This window comes from Mesorhizobium sp. WSM4837 (genome assembly GCF_055811435.1).
This window is the reverse complement of sequence record NZ_JBVVQE010000025.1, coordinates 42,899-58,846: the sequence shown is the minus strand read 5'-3', so window position 1 is coordinate 58,846 and position 15,948 is coordinate 42,899. Positions and strand designations below refer to the sequence as shown.

At 62.2% G+C, this 15,948-nt stretch carries 13 protein-coding genes; 6 read left to right on the top strand and 7 right to left on the bottom strand.

Annotated features, from left to right (window positions below; all coding sequences use genetic code 11):
- Nucleotides 1–59 precede the first annotated feature (59 nt).
- Both AC0L3D_RS16770 and AC0L3D_RS16765 read right to left on the bottom strand, forming a co-directional pair.
- Nucleotides 60–2,222, bottom strand: a complete 2,163-nt coding sequence (locus AC0L3D_RS16770; RefSeq protein WP_473645108.1) for an amylo-alpha-1,6-glucosidase — start codon at nucleotides 2,220–2,222, stop codon at nucleotides 60–62.
- A gap of 43 nt (nucleotides 2,223–2,265) precedes the next feature.
- Nucleotides 2,266–3,327 carry a glycosyltransferase family 4 protein gene (locus AC0L3D_RS16765; protein ID WP_473645106.1) on the bottom strand — a complete coding sequence of 354 codons (1,062 nt, stop codon included), beginning with the start codon at nucleotides 3,325–3,327 and terminating at the stop codon, nucleotides 2,266–2,268.
- Between the two features lie 39 nt (nucleotides 3,328–3,366).
- Here AC0L3D_RS16765 and AC0L3D_RS16760 point away from each other — a divergent pair, with 39 nt between their 5' ends.
- Complete coding sequence (locus tag AC0L3D_RS16760; RefSeq protein WP_473645104.1) at nucleotides 3,367–3,849, top strand: DUF982 domain-containing protein; 483 nt, start codon at nucleotides 3,367–3,369, stop codon at nucleotides 3,847–3,849.
- A gap of 124 nt (nucleotides 3,850–3,973) precedes the next feature.
- On the opposite strand, the gene AC0L3D_RS16755 is transcribed toward AC0L3D_RS16760, so the two are convergent.
- Nucleotides 3,974–4,714 carry a helix-turn-helix transcriptional regulator gene (locus tag AC0L3D_RS16755; RefSeq protein ID WP_473645102.1) on the bottom strand — a complete coding sequence of 247 codons (741 nt, stop codon included), beginning with the start codon at nucleotides 4,712–4,714 and terminating at the stop codon, nucleotides 3,974–3,976.
- Between the two features lie 246 nt (nucleotides 4,715–4,960).
- On the opposite strand from AC0L3D_RS16755, the gene AC0L3D_RS16750 reads away from it, so the two are divergent.
- A complete protein-coding gene (locus AC0L3D_RS16750; protein WP_287260299.1) occupies nucleotides 4,961–6,709 on the top strand; it encodes a PAS domain S-box protein in 1,749 nt (582 codons plus the stop codon).
- Nucleotides 6,710–6,757: 48 nt separating this feature from the next.
- Here the strand turns inward: AC0L3D_RS16750 and AC0L3D_RS16745 are convergent, their stop codons facing one another.
- Nucleotides 6,758–7,432 carry a LuxR C-terminal-related transcriptional regulator gene (locus tag AC0L3D_RS16745; protein ID WP_128168176.1) on the bottom strand — a complete coding sequence of 225 codons (675 nt, stop codon included), beginning with the start codon at nucleotides 7,430–7,432 and terminating at the stop codon, nucleotides 6,758–6,760.
- Nucleotides 7,433–7,804: 372 nt separating this feature from the next.
- Here AC0L3D_RS16745 and AC0L3D_RS16740 point away from each other — a divergent pair, with 372 nt between their 5' ends.
- A complete protein-coding gene (locus AC0L3D_RS16740; RefSeq protein ID WP_287173716.1) occupies nucleotides 7,805–8,491 on the top strand; it encodes a N5-glutamine methyltransferase family protein in 687 nt (228 codons plus the stop codon).
- Nucleotides 8,492–8,575: 84 nt separating this feature from the next.
- Here AC0L3D_RS16740 and AC0L3D_RS16735 read toward each other — a convergent pair whose 3' ends face one another.
- On the bottom strand, nucleotides 8,576–8,851 hold the full coding sequence (locus tag AC0L3D_RS16735) for a hypothetical protein (RefSeq protein ID WP_198032602.1): 276 nt from the start codon (nucleotides 8,849–8,851) through the stop codon (nucleotides 8,576–8,578).
- Nucleotides 8,852–8,964: 113 nt separating this feature from the next.
- Nucleotides 8,965–9,822, bottom strand: coding sequence for a beta-keto acid cleavage family enzyme (locus AC0L3D_RS16730; RefSeq protein ID WP_287173715.1), 858 nt, complete (start codon nucleotides 9,820–9,822; stop codon nucleotides 8,965–8,967).
- Between the two features lie 95 nt (nucleotides 9,823–9,917).
- Between AC0L3D_RS16730 and AC0L3D_RS16725 the strand changes: the two genes are divergently transcribed.
- Nucleotides 9,918–11,240 (top strand): aspartate aminotransferase family protein, encoded by a 1,323-nt coding sequence (locus AC0L3D_RS16725; RefSeq protein WP_473645100.1) that lies wholly within the window; start codon nucleotides 9,918–9,920, stop codon nucleotides 11,238–11,240.
- A 12-nt stretch (nucleotides 11,241–11,252) separates the two neighbouring features.
- On the opposite strand, the gene AC0L3D_RS16720 is transcribed toward AC0L3D_RS16725, so the two are convergent.
- The gene (locus AC0L3D_RS16720) at nucleotides 11,253–12,125 is read right to left on the bottom strand and encodes a MurR/RpiR family transcriptional regulator (RefSeq protein WP_198032801.1); all 873 of its coding nucleotides are present in this window, start codon (nucleotides 12,123–12,125) and stop codon (nucleotides 11,253–11,255) included.
- A gap of 117 nt (nucleotides 12,126–12,242) precedes the next feature.
- On the opposite strand from AC0L3D_RS16720, the gene AC0L3D_RS16715 reads away from it, so the two are divergent.
- A complete protein-coding gene (locus tag AC0L3D_RS16715; protein WP_473645099.1) occupies nucleotides 12,243–13,226 on the top strand; it encodes a TAXI family TRAP transporter solute-binding subunit in 984 nt (327 codons plus the stop codon).
- A 72-nt stretch (nucleotides 13,227–13,298) separates the two neighbouring features.
- Complete coding sequence (locus AC0L3D_RS16710; RefSeq protein WP_287260305.1) at nucleotides 13,299–15,902, top strand: TRAP transporter permease; 2,604 nt, start codon at nucleotides 13,299–13,301, stop codon at nucleotides 15,900–15,902.
- The last annotated feature ends 46 nt before the right edge of the window (nucleotides 15,903–15,948 follow it).

Below are 15,948 nucleotides of genomic sequence, written 5' to 3'. Positions count from 1 at the left end.
GACGGGCCATCGGTTCCGCTAATTGCAGCCCGGCGGCTGGTTCCATGCGAAAAGCCAAACTAGGTCCGCACGATGAGCGGCACCAATCCCTCGTGCCGGTCGGCGAGAAAGGCGACCACCCTGTCGCCGACACGCTGGAATGTCAGATCCACCTTCCTGGTGCCAACGCCAAGATGCCTCAGCGTCAGCGTGTCGATGCCGATCGGCAGCCTGGGACGGGTGACGTGGATTTCGCCGTCCCAGCCATCGATCTCAAGGCCGAGGCAGGCCTGCATCAGCATGAAGGCAGACCCAGCCGACCATGCCTGCGGCAGGCAGGCGACGGGATAGGCGATCGGCGCCTCGCCCGGCGCGCGGGTAAAGCCGCAGAACAGTTCGGGCAACCGCATGTTGAAGTGGACCGCCGATTCGAAGGTGCTGCTCATCAGCCGGATCACGTGTTCACGCTCGCCAAAGCGTGGCAGACCGGCGCCGCAAATGGCGGTGTCATGCGGCCAGATCGAGCCGTTGTGGTATGACATCGGGTTGAAGAACACAGCATCGTCGGCGAGCGTCCTCAGCCCCCAGCCCGAATGGAAGGACGCCGAAAGCAGCTGGTCGGCGACCATCTGCGCCCGTGCCGGCGCGGGGAGGCCGACATAGAGAAGGTGCCCGACATTAGACGTCCGCACCTTGCAGGGCTCGCCGGCGCCGTCGATCGCCAAGGCATAGAAGCCGAGATCGTCCAGCCAGAAATGGCGCTCCACAGCGGCGCGCATGGCTTCGGCGCTGCTCTCCCAATGATCGGCCCTGTCGATCTCGCCGCGGCGGCGGGCGAGCGCCGCCAACCCCCGGAACGCGGCAAAGGCATAGCCTTGCACCTCCACCAGGGCGATCGGTCCCCTGGGGGTTCGGCCGTCGGCATGGAAGACGGAATCGTGGCTGTCCTTCCATCCCTGGTTGGCGAGGCCGGACTCGGCGGCACGCTGATAGGTGACGAAGCCGGTCGGCCGGCTTGCCTCCTCGGTCCATTCAGCCGCAGCGCAGAGCGACGGCCACAGGCTGTCGACGAATGCCATGTCACCGGTACGGTCCGCATAGGCGCAGGCGAGATGGATATAGAGTGGCGTTGTGTCGACACCGCCATAGTAACGGCCGAAGGGGAGCTCCCGCAGCGCCGCCATTTCGCCTTTGCGGGTCTCGTGCATGATCTTGCCCGGCTGCGAATCGCTGAACGGCGATGTCTCAGTCGCCTGGTGCTGGGCAAGGAAGGCCAGCACGCCTCGCGCCAGGCCCGGGTTGAGCCACAGCATCTGCAAAGCGGAGATCACGCCGTCGCGGCCGAACGCCGTCGAAAACCAGGGGATGCCCGCATAGGGGTAGGGTCCGGTCGAAAGCTCGGTGGTCAGCAGCGCCACATCGGCGCGGGCACGCTCGACCCAATCGTTGAAGACGCGCCCGGAACTGTACACCGTAGCACCGTGGCGGCGCTTGGCCCGCATGCCGAAGCGAGCCCGGGCCGCGGCGGCGCGGAAACGATCGCGGTTCGGCGTTTCCGCCATTTCGGGACCGACTTCGACATACAGCATCTTGCGGCTGCGCCTCGTCACGGCAATCAGGAAATCCGCACGGTCGCCAGTCAGCTGGTCTGGCGCCTGCGAGAACGACATCGCCGACATCCGCGCCAGCCCATCCAACCCGTCGTAGCGAAGCAGCACGCAGGTCGCATCCGTCTTGGCAGCATGGGCCATGCCGCGCTTCGGCCTTGTCGAGCCGCGCACTTCGAACATGTCGCGGAAATCGGCGGCAAAATACAGCGAAACGCGGATGGTGGAGTGTTCCTGGCTGTAGTTGGAAAGGGTGATGCGTTCAAACAGCCGGTCCTGCCAAAGCAGCCTGACGCGTTCGATATGGATCGCGCCCTGCGGAATGTCCCGGCCGCGGACGCTCTGCATCGGCAGATTGGTCAGGTTGGAGGTGAAGAGCACATTGTCCTGGCTGAGCGACGCACCGAGCAGCGATGTCTGCCGGTCGCCGACGGTCAGCCGGAATTCGGAAAGCACCCGCGTGTCGTCACGGAAGAAACCGTCGCCGGCGCCGCGGATATCGCCGTAGGCGTCGGCCACGGCAAAACAATCGCCCTGCTTGAGGGCGAACAGCCGATGCGGCTCTCGAGGTGCGGTGGCGTCCAGGGACGCAAGTGCTACCGCGGGATCAAGCCTGGGCTCGTCGAGTTGGGCCATTCTCTCATATCTCCCTCGTTTCGCCTCCCCGAGGTAATGCCGCTCACGACGCTCTTGCTTCGGCCGAGGCGCCGATCAGGCGCGCATAGGCGGAAAAATAGTCGCGGGTCATTCTTTTGGCAGAAAACCGCCTTTCGAAGACAGCCCGCACCTTCCGCCTGTCGAGCCGCAGCAAGTCGGGTACCGAGGCAACCGCGCCTTGCATGGAATCCACGATAAAACCGGTCACGCCTTGATCGACGATTTCCGGCATGGCGCCAGATTTCCAGGCGAGCACCGGCGTGCCGCAGGCCATCGCTTCTATGACGGCAAGACCGAACGGCTCCGGCCAGTCGATCGGGAATACCAGGCCGGCCGCCTTGCCGAGGAATTCCGCCTTCTTGTCTTCCTCGATCTCACCAACATAGTCGACACGATCACCATCGACCAGCGGCTCGACCATTTTGCGGAAATAAGCCCGGTCGTCGTCGCCGATCTTTGCTGCAAGCTTCAGTCTCAGCCCAGAGCGCAGCGCGATCTCGATGGCACGATCCGGACGCTTGTCGCGCGACATCCGGCCAAGGAAGGCGAGGTAGGGCTGCCCTGGGCCCGGCTCGAAAACTGGTTTGTAGAGTTCGGTCGGCAGCCCGTGATGGATCGTCGCCAGCCAGTTGGCGTCGGCCAGCCCCGCCCTTTGGCTGCCGGACACGGAGATCATCGGAAAGCGCGGAAAACGCTTATAGGCCGGTGCCAGATCGACGTAGTCGAGCCTGCCATGCGGCGTCGTCACCGTCCGCTCATGGATGTGCTCGAAGAAGGAAAAATGCAGGAAATGGCTGAGGTGAAAGTGAATGATATCAAATTCTTGAGCTCGTTTCCTCACCTCGGAAAGCATCGAAAGGTGCGCGGCTGTCTCGGATTTCAGCGGGCTTGGGTCAAGACGCAGCGCACGCTCGCGACATGGCACTAATTTTGCCGAGGTCCTTGTATCGCCACTGGCGAACAATGTCACGTGATGGCCTAGCTCGACCAACCCTTCGGTCAGATAGGAGACAATGCGTTCCGTGCCTCCATAGAGCCGAGGCGGCACGGATTCGTGGAGCGGCGCCACATGGGCTATTTTCATAGGCTGGCATTTCCCTGAAAGATCGTCGCTGATGTCGAAATGCACCACTCCCCCGAACGTTCCCGCGACGGCCAAGAAGTCGGGGGCAAGAACTCGGGCAATGAGTGGCGATTCAGCCAGCCGGCCCGCTGCCATTTCTCGCGTTTTTCGGGAACCAATTGGCTGGCCGTGAATTTAATAAGGTTCGATCGAACGCATCGCGATCGACGGGAGGAAAAGATGAATCGCCTAGAATTCTTTACGCCGGTGCGAATTGCGCGCGGGCACGGAGAGCCTGTGGAAGAAATCGACAATGTCAGCGAAGCGATGACGTTTTTGCGCCACTGGCCGAAGGGTAGGCGCGGCCCGGTGTATCAATGCGCGCTGAACTGCTGCGCTGCGGCACTGGCAGGTCAGATGTCTGCCGAGGAAGCAAGAAAGGCTTTTAAGGGCTTTGCCCGGATCACCCGGCTCCTGGACGATGACATAGCGCTGCCGATACGCGGCAAAAAGATGGACAGCGCATACACGCCTCGGCGATAGACGCCAGCGCTCCCAGGTGCCAGTTTGCCGACCAGCCCAGTTGGCGAGCAGCGTCACCGCGACAGCGGCGATCTGCGTCGGTGCGCAGGATGCCCGGGCGCCTGGATCCCGGCCGACCCCAAAATCATGGCAAGACCGAAATGCGCCCCAGAAGAGCCACCAGTTCCGCCTGACGTCTCGTTTCGGTCTTTGCGAACAGCGAGGCAAGCTGTGAGCGGATCGTGGTGCGGCTGAGCCGCCAACTGCGGGCGATCTCCAAAGGCGCATCGCCCTGAGCCAAACGCAGAGCCAGATGCGTTTCCGCGCTCGTCAAGCCAAACATCCTTTGCAGTGTCTGAGGATTTGGCCCCGACCTGTTCACACGGCCAAGCAATGCCACGATGCTGGTTCCATCGGGGGCGATAAGACCGTTCTCTTTCAGTACCACCGGCCTGTCACCTGTGCTGCGGATCACCACCCAGGAAAGGGAGCCGGGCAGGAAAGGCGCCGGGACGTTTGCGACCAGCCGCCTTAGGGCTGCCGAAAGCACACTGGCTGTATCAGCCGCTTCGCCTTTGTGCTCCAGAGTGGGGCGCTCCGGCGTGGGGCGCTCCAGCGTGGTTAGAGCGGCCGCGTTCCATTCGATTACTTTTCTATCGCGGTCTAGTACGAGATAGCCACAGCCGAGGCGATCAAGCATGCCGGTGACGGATTCCAGGCTGCGTCTCCTTGGTTCGTCGCCCTCTGTCTCCGGCCGATCGGATGCATGAGCTGAAGGATAAGCATAGGAGGGCCGCGTCACCTGCGCGTCAGGGTTATACTTGGTTCCTGTCGTGATGTACCGGTCGCCCACAACGGCATCACTGTATCTATCGATCATAGCCATTTTCCAACCTCCCCAAAGGTCCATCAGCCCGTAGTAACTTGCCCGGGATTTACGAACAGTCTTCTTGCGCAGGGCTCGCAAAAAATGCGCTCCCTACTGTCTTGAAACTCGTTATATTCTGATGAGTTCTGTTCGCCCCTGTTTGATAAAATGCGCGCTGTGATAGTGGTATGGCAATCCCGCAGTCGGACTAGGTTGTACGTTTTTTGCTCTAGTCTCGATGGCCTAGTCAAAAGGTAGTAGTCTATGTCGATGAACTGGCAGTCGCGCAGGTCGGATTTGAACCCAACAGGCAGACTGCTAACTCACATTGCCTCCGCATCGGTGCTGGCTGCTACGCTGATATTTGAAACAAAAGCGTCAGCATACATCGGAGAAGGGTCGAGTTTCCTGGAATTTATTCCAGCTATTATTATCATTTCCTACCTTGAAGACCGTGGTCCTGCGCTTGCGGCGACGGTCCTGATGGTGGCTGCCGGCTTGTGGACACGAAGCACCCTGCATGGTCAGATCTCCGGAGAAGATTGGGCGCGCGCCATCCTGCTTCTGATTTCCGGTGGCGTGATTGCCATGACATTCCATCGGCTGCGGCAGGACGTGCGTGAGCTGCTGGAGGTAGCCGAAGCCAGGCTCGCTGCCGTCGAAGCAACCGAAAGCCGCTATCGTTGGGCTTTCGAGCGCGCCGCCATGGGGTTCGCAAACATCAACGAGAAAGGTGAGCTGCTGCAATCCAACAGACGCCTCAGCGAGATGACAGGCTACGAGGAGGACGAGCTTGCCCAATTGCAGCTGGAGACACTCGTTCACCCGGACGACCGTGATGCCTTGGCGCAATTGCTGGCTGGCCTGGGCAAAGACTCCGCTTCGTTCGCTTCGGAGGTGCGTCTGTCAAGAAAGAACGGTTCGGCATTCTGGGCGCGGCTAACGCTGTCTTTGTCCGTGCCCGACGGGGTTCTCTCAGAGACCATTTTCGTGGTGGTCGACGATATCTCGGGACGACGAGCCGTGCACGAAGCGCTTCGGGCTCAGAAGGAGTGGCTGGATCTCGCTTTGTCTGCTGGACGCCTGGCCACGTGGCGGATCGACCTTAAAGACGGCATCGTCACCGGTTCGGGCGCGTTCTGGGACATTCTCGGACTGCCTCCGGCCGGCAGCCGCCGGTTGGAGGAACTGTCGGCCGTCGTTCATCCGGCGGACTGGCCAAAGCTGGCCGTATCGAGAAAGCTCGCATCGGTCACCAACTACGACGTCGAGATTCGCGTCCGACGCCCGGACGGACATATCCGCTGGGTTGCTCTGCGCGGAAGGGAAGAGAAATACGATGATCGTCTACAGCGGCTCGGCGTGGCCGCCGACCTGACCGAGCGACGGCAAACCACGCTGCTGCGTGCCGCGGCAAAGAAGCGGGAGCGCATCATGCTCGAGCAACGCCACAGGTTCATCAACCTGTTCCCGGTGATCACGGCACTGGTGAACATGGTCAATGATCCCGAGAACAATCTCGCCAGGTACAAGGAGACGCTCATCGACAGGATTCGTTCGCTCGAGGCAACGCATCTGCTCCTTTCGGGCAACAGCAGCGGGTCGGGGATGCTTCACGATCTCGTTGCCCAGGAGTTGCAACCGTATATGGGGACACGCGAAATATCTGTCAGCGGTCCCTCGGTTACGATGTCGGGAGGCGCCGCCGAGAGCTTTGCGATGATTGTTCACGAGCTTGCGACCAATTCCTTGAAACATGGAGCCCTTGGCGATTCAAAGGGCCGGGTCGAGGTAAATTGGACGTTCGCGTCGGAAGATGCGGGCGGTGACATCGTGTTCGATTGGATGGAATCAGGGCGGCGGCGGCCTGCAAAAGTTGTCCGCCATGGTTTCGGTTCAATGATAATCGGAGTGGATGGGGCGCCGCTTGTCGGTCACTCTCCCAAGTTGGAAATGACGGATCACGGGCTGCGCTATTCGCTGCGGCTGTCGCGCAAGGAAATCGGCCCTTGACGCCAGCGGGCCAAGCCCCTTGCGTATCAAAAGAACGTGGTGCTCTAGTTAATTGATATCCCTCGTTAACCACGTCTTCAGCATAACGGCAGCCTCCGTCCGATTCCGCACCCCAAGCTCACGCAAAACCGCAGCGGCATGGATTTTCGTCGTCGCTTCGGCGATCTCCAGATCGCGCGCGATTTCCTTGTTCGAATACCCTTCCGCCATCAGCTTGAGGACCTCCTTTTGCCTCGAGGTCAGCCTGCCAAGATTGCCGGTGTTGGTGCGTCGCTGCGGGACAGGCTCGGCGGGAGCAGGTACGTGAGTTGTTTGCGCAGCACCGGGGCGCGACAGAAGTGCAGGGACGTAGATGCGGCCCGAGAGGATTTCGTTGACGGCCATGACGACCTCCTCGTCTTTTTGCGACTTTACGATATAGCCGTGGAGACCGATCGACAGAGCCGTGAGTATCTCCGAGCGTGAATCGTTTCCGGAAACGATGGCAAATCGCGTATCCGGATAAGCCGATAGAATGCCGCTGAGCACTTCCTGATTGAACAATCCCGGCATGTTCAGGTCCAGGATCGCAAGATCAACGGACGCCTGCTCGGCCAGCAGACTGAGCGCGGCGTCGAAACACGACGCCTCAAATATCTCCACACCTGGAATGCCTGCGCTCAGAGCCAAGCGCAGGCCACGACGATACAGGCCGTGATCGTCGGCGATGACGATTCGATACATTGAACTACCCCAACGAAACCTGAATGGATTGAACGGTCACCGGCCTTTGGAGTCGCGGCCAATCACTCGTCAATTCACCAGTCAACGCCAGCGGTGCCCCAACACCGCAAGCCCAGCTTGCTAATATAATCCTAAAAGGCGGGTAAGGCTCCTCTTTTTTTGAACCCTGTCGACGGGAGCCGCTGAGCACGTCGAATCTTCCGTTCCTATCCTCCAGGACCATGTGCCAACGCCTTTGAGACGATGCCGATAACTCGCGATCGCAAATGCCCATGGCGAGGCGTGTTTTTCGATTGTCGATCGGCAACTTAGTGATTTAACTTCCACTCAATTGTCGGGCACTGCGACCGGCAAGACAGGGAGGGAGCTGTCGTGAGCGAAGAGATCAGTGTCGCCGAAGCCTACCGCAGAGGCCGAACCATCTTCATGGGGCTGGAGTTGCTCATCGCGCCCGGTGCGCTCGTTCCCCGGCCGGAGACGGAGTTGCTCGGCACGACAGCACTTGATGTTCTGCGGCAAATGAACCCGTCGGCGCCGCGGGTCGTCGACATGTGCTGCGGGGCCGGCAATCTGGCCTGCGCCATCGCGCATTACGCTCCTGCCGCGCAAGTCTGGGCGAGCGATCTCACCGATGGATGCGTCGAGGTCGCGCGCCGCAACGTCGCCCATCACGAGATGGCAGATCGCGTGTCGGTGCTGAGGGGTGACTTGTTCAGTGCTTTCTCGGGCTTGCAACTCGACAGCACGATCGACGTGATCGTCTGCAACCCGCCATACATTTCGGAAAAGCGGCTCGAGGGCGACCGCGCGCATCTGACCGAACTCGAGCCGCGTGAAGCGTTTGCAGCTGGCCCTTACGGCCTGAGCATCCATATGCGGGTGATCAAGGACGCGCCGCGCTACTTGCGGCGCGGAGGCATCCTGCTCTTCGAGGTCGGTCTCGGCCAGGACCGGCAGGTCATGCGTCTGCTGGAGCGCTCCAAGTCCTTCCACGGGATCCGGGCGGTCACGAACGAAGCCGGCGAGGGAAGGGTGGTTGTGGGACATACCACGCCGTGAGCGTCAGCCATGCCGCAACGACTGGCTCAATTCGCAGTGTTCACGCTTCTGGCGCGCTCCAGCAAAAAGCAAAAAAGGTGGCGCTTACTCGCGTCCCTGATCGGCTTTTTGGGCTTTTCTTGATTTATTCGGTGCTATTACAAGCCCGCTGTTGTCCGGGTTTGCGTCGGAGACAAAGCTGTATGCAAAGATGTGTCCCCGGTTCTCGTCGGTTACTCGGATCCAATCCTTTTCCCACCTTCGCAGCGTAACATGTCGATCTGTCGACATGGCGGCGGCTTTGAAGGGGCTCGGCGCGTTGATGACACGCACCGTGATCACGTCATCGCCCTCCATTTGTTCGACGAGGTACGTCTGCATAAAGGCCTCCCCAGCGCCCGTTGCAACCCTAACGTCAGCCAAAAAGTTCGGTTGCAGCGTAGCAAAGAGATTTTCGACAAATGTGACGAACCGACGAGGCGCGCGGGCGAGGGTTAGCCCTGGATCGACCAAGCGGCGCGCAGGTCGTTGGCTTGGGCGATCCTGACGCCGCAACCAGTCAGAGCGCCTTTGGTCGCTGTTACGAGCGCGGCATTGTCCTTGGCAGTCGTGCCGTCGGCCAAGGTAAAATTGTTCTCGAAGCCGACGCGGGCATGACCGCCCAGCAGCGCACCGGCCGTAACGCAAGCGGTTTCCTGCCGACCGAAGGCGCAGACCATCCAGTGCGCGAAGCGCGGGCGGTCCTGCGCAAGGAAGGGCAGCAGATCGGCCGGTCGCGAAACCTGTCCCGGCGTGTAGCGGCCGAGCACATAGAGCACCGGGATGTCGTTGAAAGGCACCAGCCCGCGCTGCTGCATGGCGGCCAGGGCCGACGCCTCTTCGGGCGTGTAAAGGATGATCTGAGGGGCGATCCGCTCGCTCTTCAACCACGCCAGGAACTGCGCGAAATCGGTCTCATGGGCAGCGTCCGGCACCAGTTCACGCAGCGCCAGCGAAACCGCCTCAGGGCGGGCAGCGCGCACCACCGCCATCTGCTCGGCCGGCTGGTAGCGGCCGATCGCTTCGCTGGTGATCTGGATGATCAGCCGCTCGCCCACCGCATCACGTATCGCTTTCGTCGTCTCGCGATAGGCGTGCGCGTCAAGCAAATGGCCGCCGTCGCGGTCGCGGACATGGGTATGGATCATGGCGGCGCCCGCCTCGAGGCAGGCGGCGGCAGTCCGGGCCAATTCCCAGGGGCCGATCGGCAGGGCAGGGTGGTCTTGCTTGCCACGCCGTCCACCATTCGGTGCAACGGCGATTGCCGTCGGTGCGATAAGTCCGGGGCCGGTCGCGTCCCTGTCGGCGGTCATAAGCTCAGTCCAATTGTTTCAAGTATTGCGCAGTGTGTAACATATGTTGCATGATAGGTTCGCTGCAAATCGCGCCATCGTCAATCGGGGAAGGCATGACACACATCCTGCACCGCCAGATCCACGCGAGCCTGCCCGTCGCGGCTGGCGGCAAGGGCATCGAACTGTTCGACCGCGATGGCCGCGCCTATATCGACGCGTCAGGTGGCGCGGCGGTTTCCTGCCTCGGCCACGGCCATCCCGAGGTGACAGCCGCGCTCCATGCGCAGGCCGACAAGCTCGCCTATGCCCACACCAGCTTCTTCACCAACGAGCCGGCCGAGACATTGGCCGACAAGCTCGTCGCCGGCGCGCCACAAGGTATCAGCCACGCCTACTTCGTGTCCGGCGGCTCCGAAGCGGTGGAGGCGGCGCTCAAGATGGCCCGCCAGTTTTTCGTCGAGACCGGCAGGCCAGAGCGGCGAAACGTCATCGCCCGCCGCCAGAGCTATCACGGCAACACGCTCGGCGCTCTCGCTGCCGGGGGCAATGAGTGGCGCCGCGCCCAATTCCGCCCTTTGCTGATCGACACGCATCACATCGACCCATGCTATGCCTACCGCTACCAGAAAGCCGGTGAGAGCGAGGCGGCCTACGCACTGCGCGCCGCCCAGGCGCTCGAGGATAGAATTCTCGAACTCGGTCCGGACACTGTCATGGCCTTCGTCGCGGAACCTGTGGTCGGCGCGACAGCAGGAGCTGTGCCCGCGGTTCCCGGCTATTTCAGGCGCGTTCGCGAAATCTGCGACCGCTACGGTGTGCTCCTCATCCTCGATGAGGTGATGTGCGGCATGGGCCGCACCGGCACGCTGCACGCCTGCGAGCAGGACGGCGTCGCGCCCGACCTGATGACAATCGCCAAAGGGCTCGGTGGCGGCTACCAACCCATCGGTGCGGTGCTGCTTTCGCGCCGCATCTTCGACGCTTTCGCCGAAGGCTCCGGCTTCTTCCAGCATGGCCACACCTATATGTGCCACCCGATGGCCTGCGCGGCGGCGCTCGCCGTCCAGGAGGTGATTGCTCGCGACGATCTGCTTGCCAATGTCCGGGCGATGGGAGCGCATCTTTCGCGGCGACTGGGCGAACGGTTCGGCAACCATGCCCATATCGGCGACATTCGCGGGCGTGGCCTTTTCATGGGTGTAGAGTTGGTCGAGGATCGCTCGACCAAGGCGCCGTTCGAACCGAAGCGGAAGCTCAATGCGAAGATCAGGCGCGAGGCGATGGCGCGCGGCCTGCTGGTCTATCCCGCAGGGGGCACGATCGACGGCGTGCGCGGCGATCATGTGCTGCTGGCGCCGCCCTTCATCATAGACGCCGCGGCAATCGACGCGGTTGTCGAACGGCTCGGCGACGCGATAGACGCTGCAGTGGCATAGCGCCAGCGCTCTTCATTCCGGCAGATAGGCACCGAACGCCTGTAACTCCAGTTCCGTCTCCCTGACACGAGCCGCGGCTGCCGGCCCGCTTCGCGCCAGCATCGTTGCGGCCAGCGCTTCCACGATAGCCATGGCTGCGGCTACCGACGGGAAGAAGGACGGGCTGTCGGTAGAGAATCGCAAGACAACCTGCGCATGCCGCGCGATCGGAGCAGCCATGCTGTCGACGATCGCGACAATCGGAACGCTGTGTCGTTGCGCAGCCTCCACCACGGGCCCGAGTTCACGCGAATAGGGCGAAAAGCCGATCGCGACGACTGCTTCCTTCTTTCCAAGCGCTGCGAGTTCCGCCTCGATCGCACCGCCGTCGCCGCCGAGCAGCGTGATCTCGCGCCGAAACATCCGGCAGAGATAGACAAGCGCGTGGGCGGGCGCGCGGCAGCTTCGGAACCCGGCGACACGTATGCGCTGAGCCTTCTCCAGTATCGCGCAGGCCCTTGCGATTTCTTCGCTGCCGTTGACCGCTTCGGCCGTCGCCAGATTGGCCACCGTCGTCCGCAGCGATTCGGCGAAGATCGTCTCCGACCTGCGCCTGACAAGCGCATCGGCCCTTGCCGCGAAAGGCGCCTTGCCGGAGCGCAGCCGGTCTTCGAACGGCTTGCGCAGCGCCGCCCAGTCGCCAAAACCCAGTCGCCGCGCCAGTCGCACGAAGGTCGTCGGTGTCACCTCTGATCTCGAGGCCAGCACCCGCATGGACACCAGCGCCACCTCGTCGGGGTGATCGACCAGGAAACGCGCCGCCTTGCGCAGTTCCGAGCTCAATTTTGGGAGTTCGGTCAGTATGCGCGCCAAAAGCGCGTCGAAACCCATCTCCCGACTGTCCATTGTAACAAGCATTTCCCTTGATTGATAAAGCGCAACAATCGTAGCATGCATCGACGTGCCTTGACACCAAAACACCGGACGGCCGCGACGGCACGCAAAGTACCAAGGGAGAACCAGATGAAACATGCCCGGACTGCACGCCTCGGAGCGCAGATTGCCGCCTTGTCGGCGGCGCTGCTGTTTTCGGCCAGCGCAATGGCGCAGCAGAATTTCGTTACCATCGGGACCGGTGGCGTCACCGGCGTCTACTATGCCGCCGGCGGCGCTATCTGCCGGTTGCTCAACAAGGATCGCAAGACACACGGCATCCGCTGCTCGGTCGAATCGACCGGCGGATCGGCATTCAACGTGAACACGATCAAGGAAGGCGAACTCGACTTCGGCATGGCCCAGTCGGACGTCCAGTACAACGCCTACAAGGGACTGGAATCGTTCAAGGACGGTGGCCCCCATACCGACCTGGGCGCGGTCTTCTCGATCCATCCGGAGCCGTTCACGGTGCTGGCGCATCCCAATGCCGGCGTGACGAAATTCGAGGATTTTAAGGGCAAGCGTTTCAACGTCGGCAATCCCGGTTCCGGGACGCGCGCTTCCATGGAGCGTCTGCTCGGTGCGATGGGCTGGACGTTGGCCGACTTTTCGCTCGCATCGGAGCTGAAGGCTGACGAGCACGGGCCGGCGCTCTGCGACGGGAAGATCGACGGGTTCTTCTACGGCGTCGGCCATCCTTCAGCGAACATCCAGGATCCGACGACCACCTGCGCCGCCAAGCTGGTGCCGTTGACTGGAGAAGTCGTGGACAAGCTTGTCGCCGAGAATCCGTACTACGCCAAGGCGATCATTCCGGGCGGACTCTACGCGAACAATCCCGACGATACCGGGACTTTCGGCGTGCTCGCCACGCTGGTCACTTCGGCCAAGGTTCCCGATGAGAGCGTCTATCAATTGACCAAGGCGGTGTTCGAGAACTTCGACGAGTTCAAGTCGCTGCATCCGGCCTTCGCCAATCTCGATCCCGCCAAGATGGTGGCGGAAGGAAATTCCGCGCCGCTGCATCCGGGCGCTGAAAAATACTTCAAGGAGAAGGGCTGGTTGAAGTAGGCTTCGTGACCTGACGACGGTCCGGCGGGTCCAGCTGATCCGCCGGGGCCATCCGCAACAGGAGACGACGTCATGAGCGAAGTGAAGGCACAACCGGCCGGCGTCGATCTCGAAGAACTCGAACAACTTGTCGCGGAGGCCGACACGGGTGGCCGGCATCCGGTTGGCACGGTCGGGCGAATCCTGCTCTGGGTTGCAGTCGCGTGGTCGCTTTTCCAGCTCTGGTACGCTTCGCCGTTGCCGTTCGTGTTCGGCTTCGGCATTCTCAACGACACGGAAGCGCGCGCTATCCATCTCGGCTTCGCGCTGTTCTTGACCTTTCTCGCCTATCCGGCGCTGAGATCCTCGCCCCGCGATCACGTGCCGCTGCTCGACTGGGTGCTGGCCGTGGTCGGCGGATTTGCCGGCGCCTACCTTTTTCTCTTTTACGTCGTGCTTTCCGGACGGCCGGGCCAGCCGACCACGCTCGATCTGGTGACCGGCACCGTTGGCATCCTGTTGCTGCTCGAGGCGACGCGCCGTGCGCTCGGCCTTCCGATGGTGGTCGTGGCGTGTGTCTTCATCTTCTACACCTTTGCCGGCCAGTACATGCCGGACGTGATTCAGCATCGCGGCGCATCGCTCACCAAGTTTCTCAACCATCAATGGCTGACAACCGAAGGCGTCTTCGGGATTGCACTTGGCGTGTCGACGAGCTTCGTCTTTCTGTTCGTCCTGTTCGGCACGCTTCTGGAAAAGGCAGGCGCCGGCAACTGGATGATGCAGATTTCCATCGCGCTGCTCGGCCACCTGCGCGGCGGCCCGGCGAAAGTCGCCGTGGTCTCGTCGGCCCTCAACGGCGTCGTGTCCGGCTCATCCGTTTCCAACGTGGTTTCAGGCGGCATCTTCACCATCCCGCTGATGAAGCGCACCGGCCTTTCCGGCGTCAAGGCGGGCGCCATTGAGGCTTCAGCCTCGATCAACGGCCAGATCATGCCGCCGGTCATGGGCGCGGCCGCCTTCCTGATGGTCGAATATGTCGGCATTCCCTATGCGGAGATCGTCAAGCACGCGCTGCTGCCGGCGGTCTTCTCTTATATCGCGCTGCTCTACATGGTTCATCTCGAAGCGATCAAGATGGGCCTGAAGACGATCCCGCAGCGTCCGACGCCGGCAAGAGAACGGATGCTGCGGATGGGACTGGGACTGTCCGGCAGCGTTCTCGCCGTCTGTATCGTCTATTACGGCATCGTTGCTATCCAGGCTGTCTTCGGTGGGGCCGCGCCGCCGCTGCTCGCGCTCGCCGGCGTCGCTCTCTACGTCGCCTCGGTCTGGTATTCCTCGCGCTATCCTGACCTCGCACTCGACGATCCGAACGCGCCGATCCTCGAACTGCCGCGCGCCTGGGACGTCACGCGGACCGGGCTCGATTTCCTCATCCCGATCGCGGTGCTTCTGTGGTGCCTGATGGTCGAGCAGATGTCGCCCGGCCTTTCGGCGTTCTGGGCGACCGTTTCAATCCTCGCTATTGTCGCCACCCGCAAGCCGCTGATGGCGCTGTTCCGCAAAGAAAATCTCGCCGCCTCAGTGCGGGCTGCCTGGGACGACCTGATCGACGGGCTGGCGCTCGGCGCCCGCAACATGATCGGCATCGGTATCGCCACGGCCACCGCCGGCATCGTCGTCGGCACGATCACACTGACCGGTCTCGGCCTGATGATGACGGAACTCGTCGAGTTCATTTCCGGCGGCAATGTCATCCTGATGCTGATCCTCATCGCCGCGATCAGCCTGGTGCTCGGCATGGGCATCCCGACCACCGCAAACTACATCCTGGTCGCCACGCTGATGGCGCCGGTCGTGGTCGATCTCGGCGCCCAGGCCGGACTGCCGATCCCGCTGATCGCGGTCCACCTGTTCGTCTTCTACTTCGGCATCATGGCCGACATCACCCCGCCCGTTGGGCTGGCCGCGTTCGCGGCGGCGGCGATTTCCAAGGAGGATCCGATCGCCACCGGCTTCCAGGGCGCGCTCTATTCGCTGCGCACGGCGATCCTGCCGTTCGTTTTCATCTTCAACCCGGCGATGCTGCTGATCGGAGTCGACACCTGGCCGCAGACGATCTGGGTGGCGACTGTCTCGTTGATCGCCATCCTGCTGTTTTCAGCCGCGACAATGAACTGGTTCGTGACCAAAAGCCGACTTTGGGAAAGTGCGGCGCTGCTGCTCATCTGCTTCACGCTGTTTCGGCCGGACTGGTGGCTCAACCAGGTGTCACCGCCTTACGAGGAGTTGCCGGCAAGCGAGTTCCTGTCGGCGGTGGGGCAGACGCCGGCGGATGGCCGCATCAATTTCGTCGTCGAGGGCGTCGACCTCATGGGCGAAGATGTCCGCAAGACGGTCAACGTGCCGCTTGGCGAACCGGGCGAGCCACTGGAGCGGCTGCGCGGCATCGGCCTTACCATCACGCAAGCGGGCGACGCGCTGATGATCAGCAATGTCGATTTCGGATCCTACGCCAAGCGCATCGGGCTGGATGTCGGGTATGACGTGGTGGCGGTGCTCAGAAAGGCCGACCAGCCCTCGAGCCTCATTCCGATCGGCTTGGCGCTGGCTGCGACCGCCGGCGTCGCCGGGCTGCAATTTGCGCGGGCGCGCAAGCAGGCCGACACGAAGGAAACCGGGCCGGCAGGCTGAGACTGGAGCGGTTGACAACAGCTGGCGGGGGTCGATTCCGGTAGGG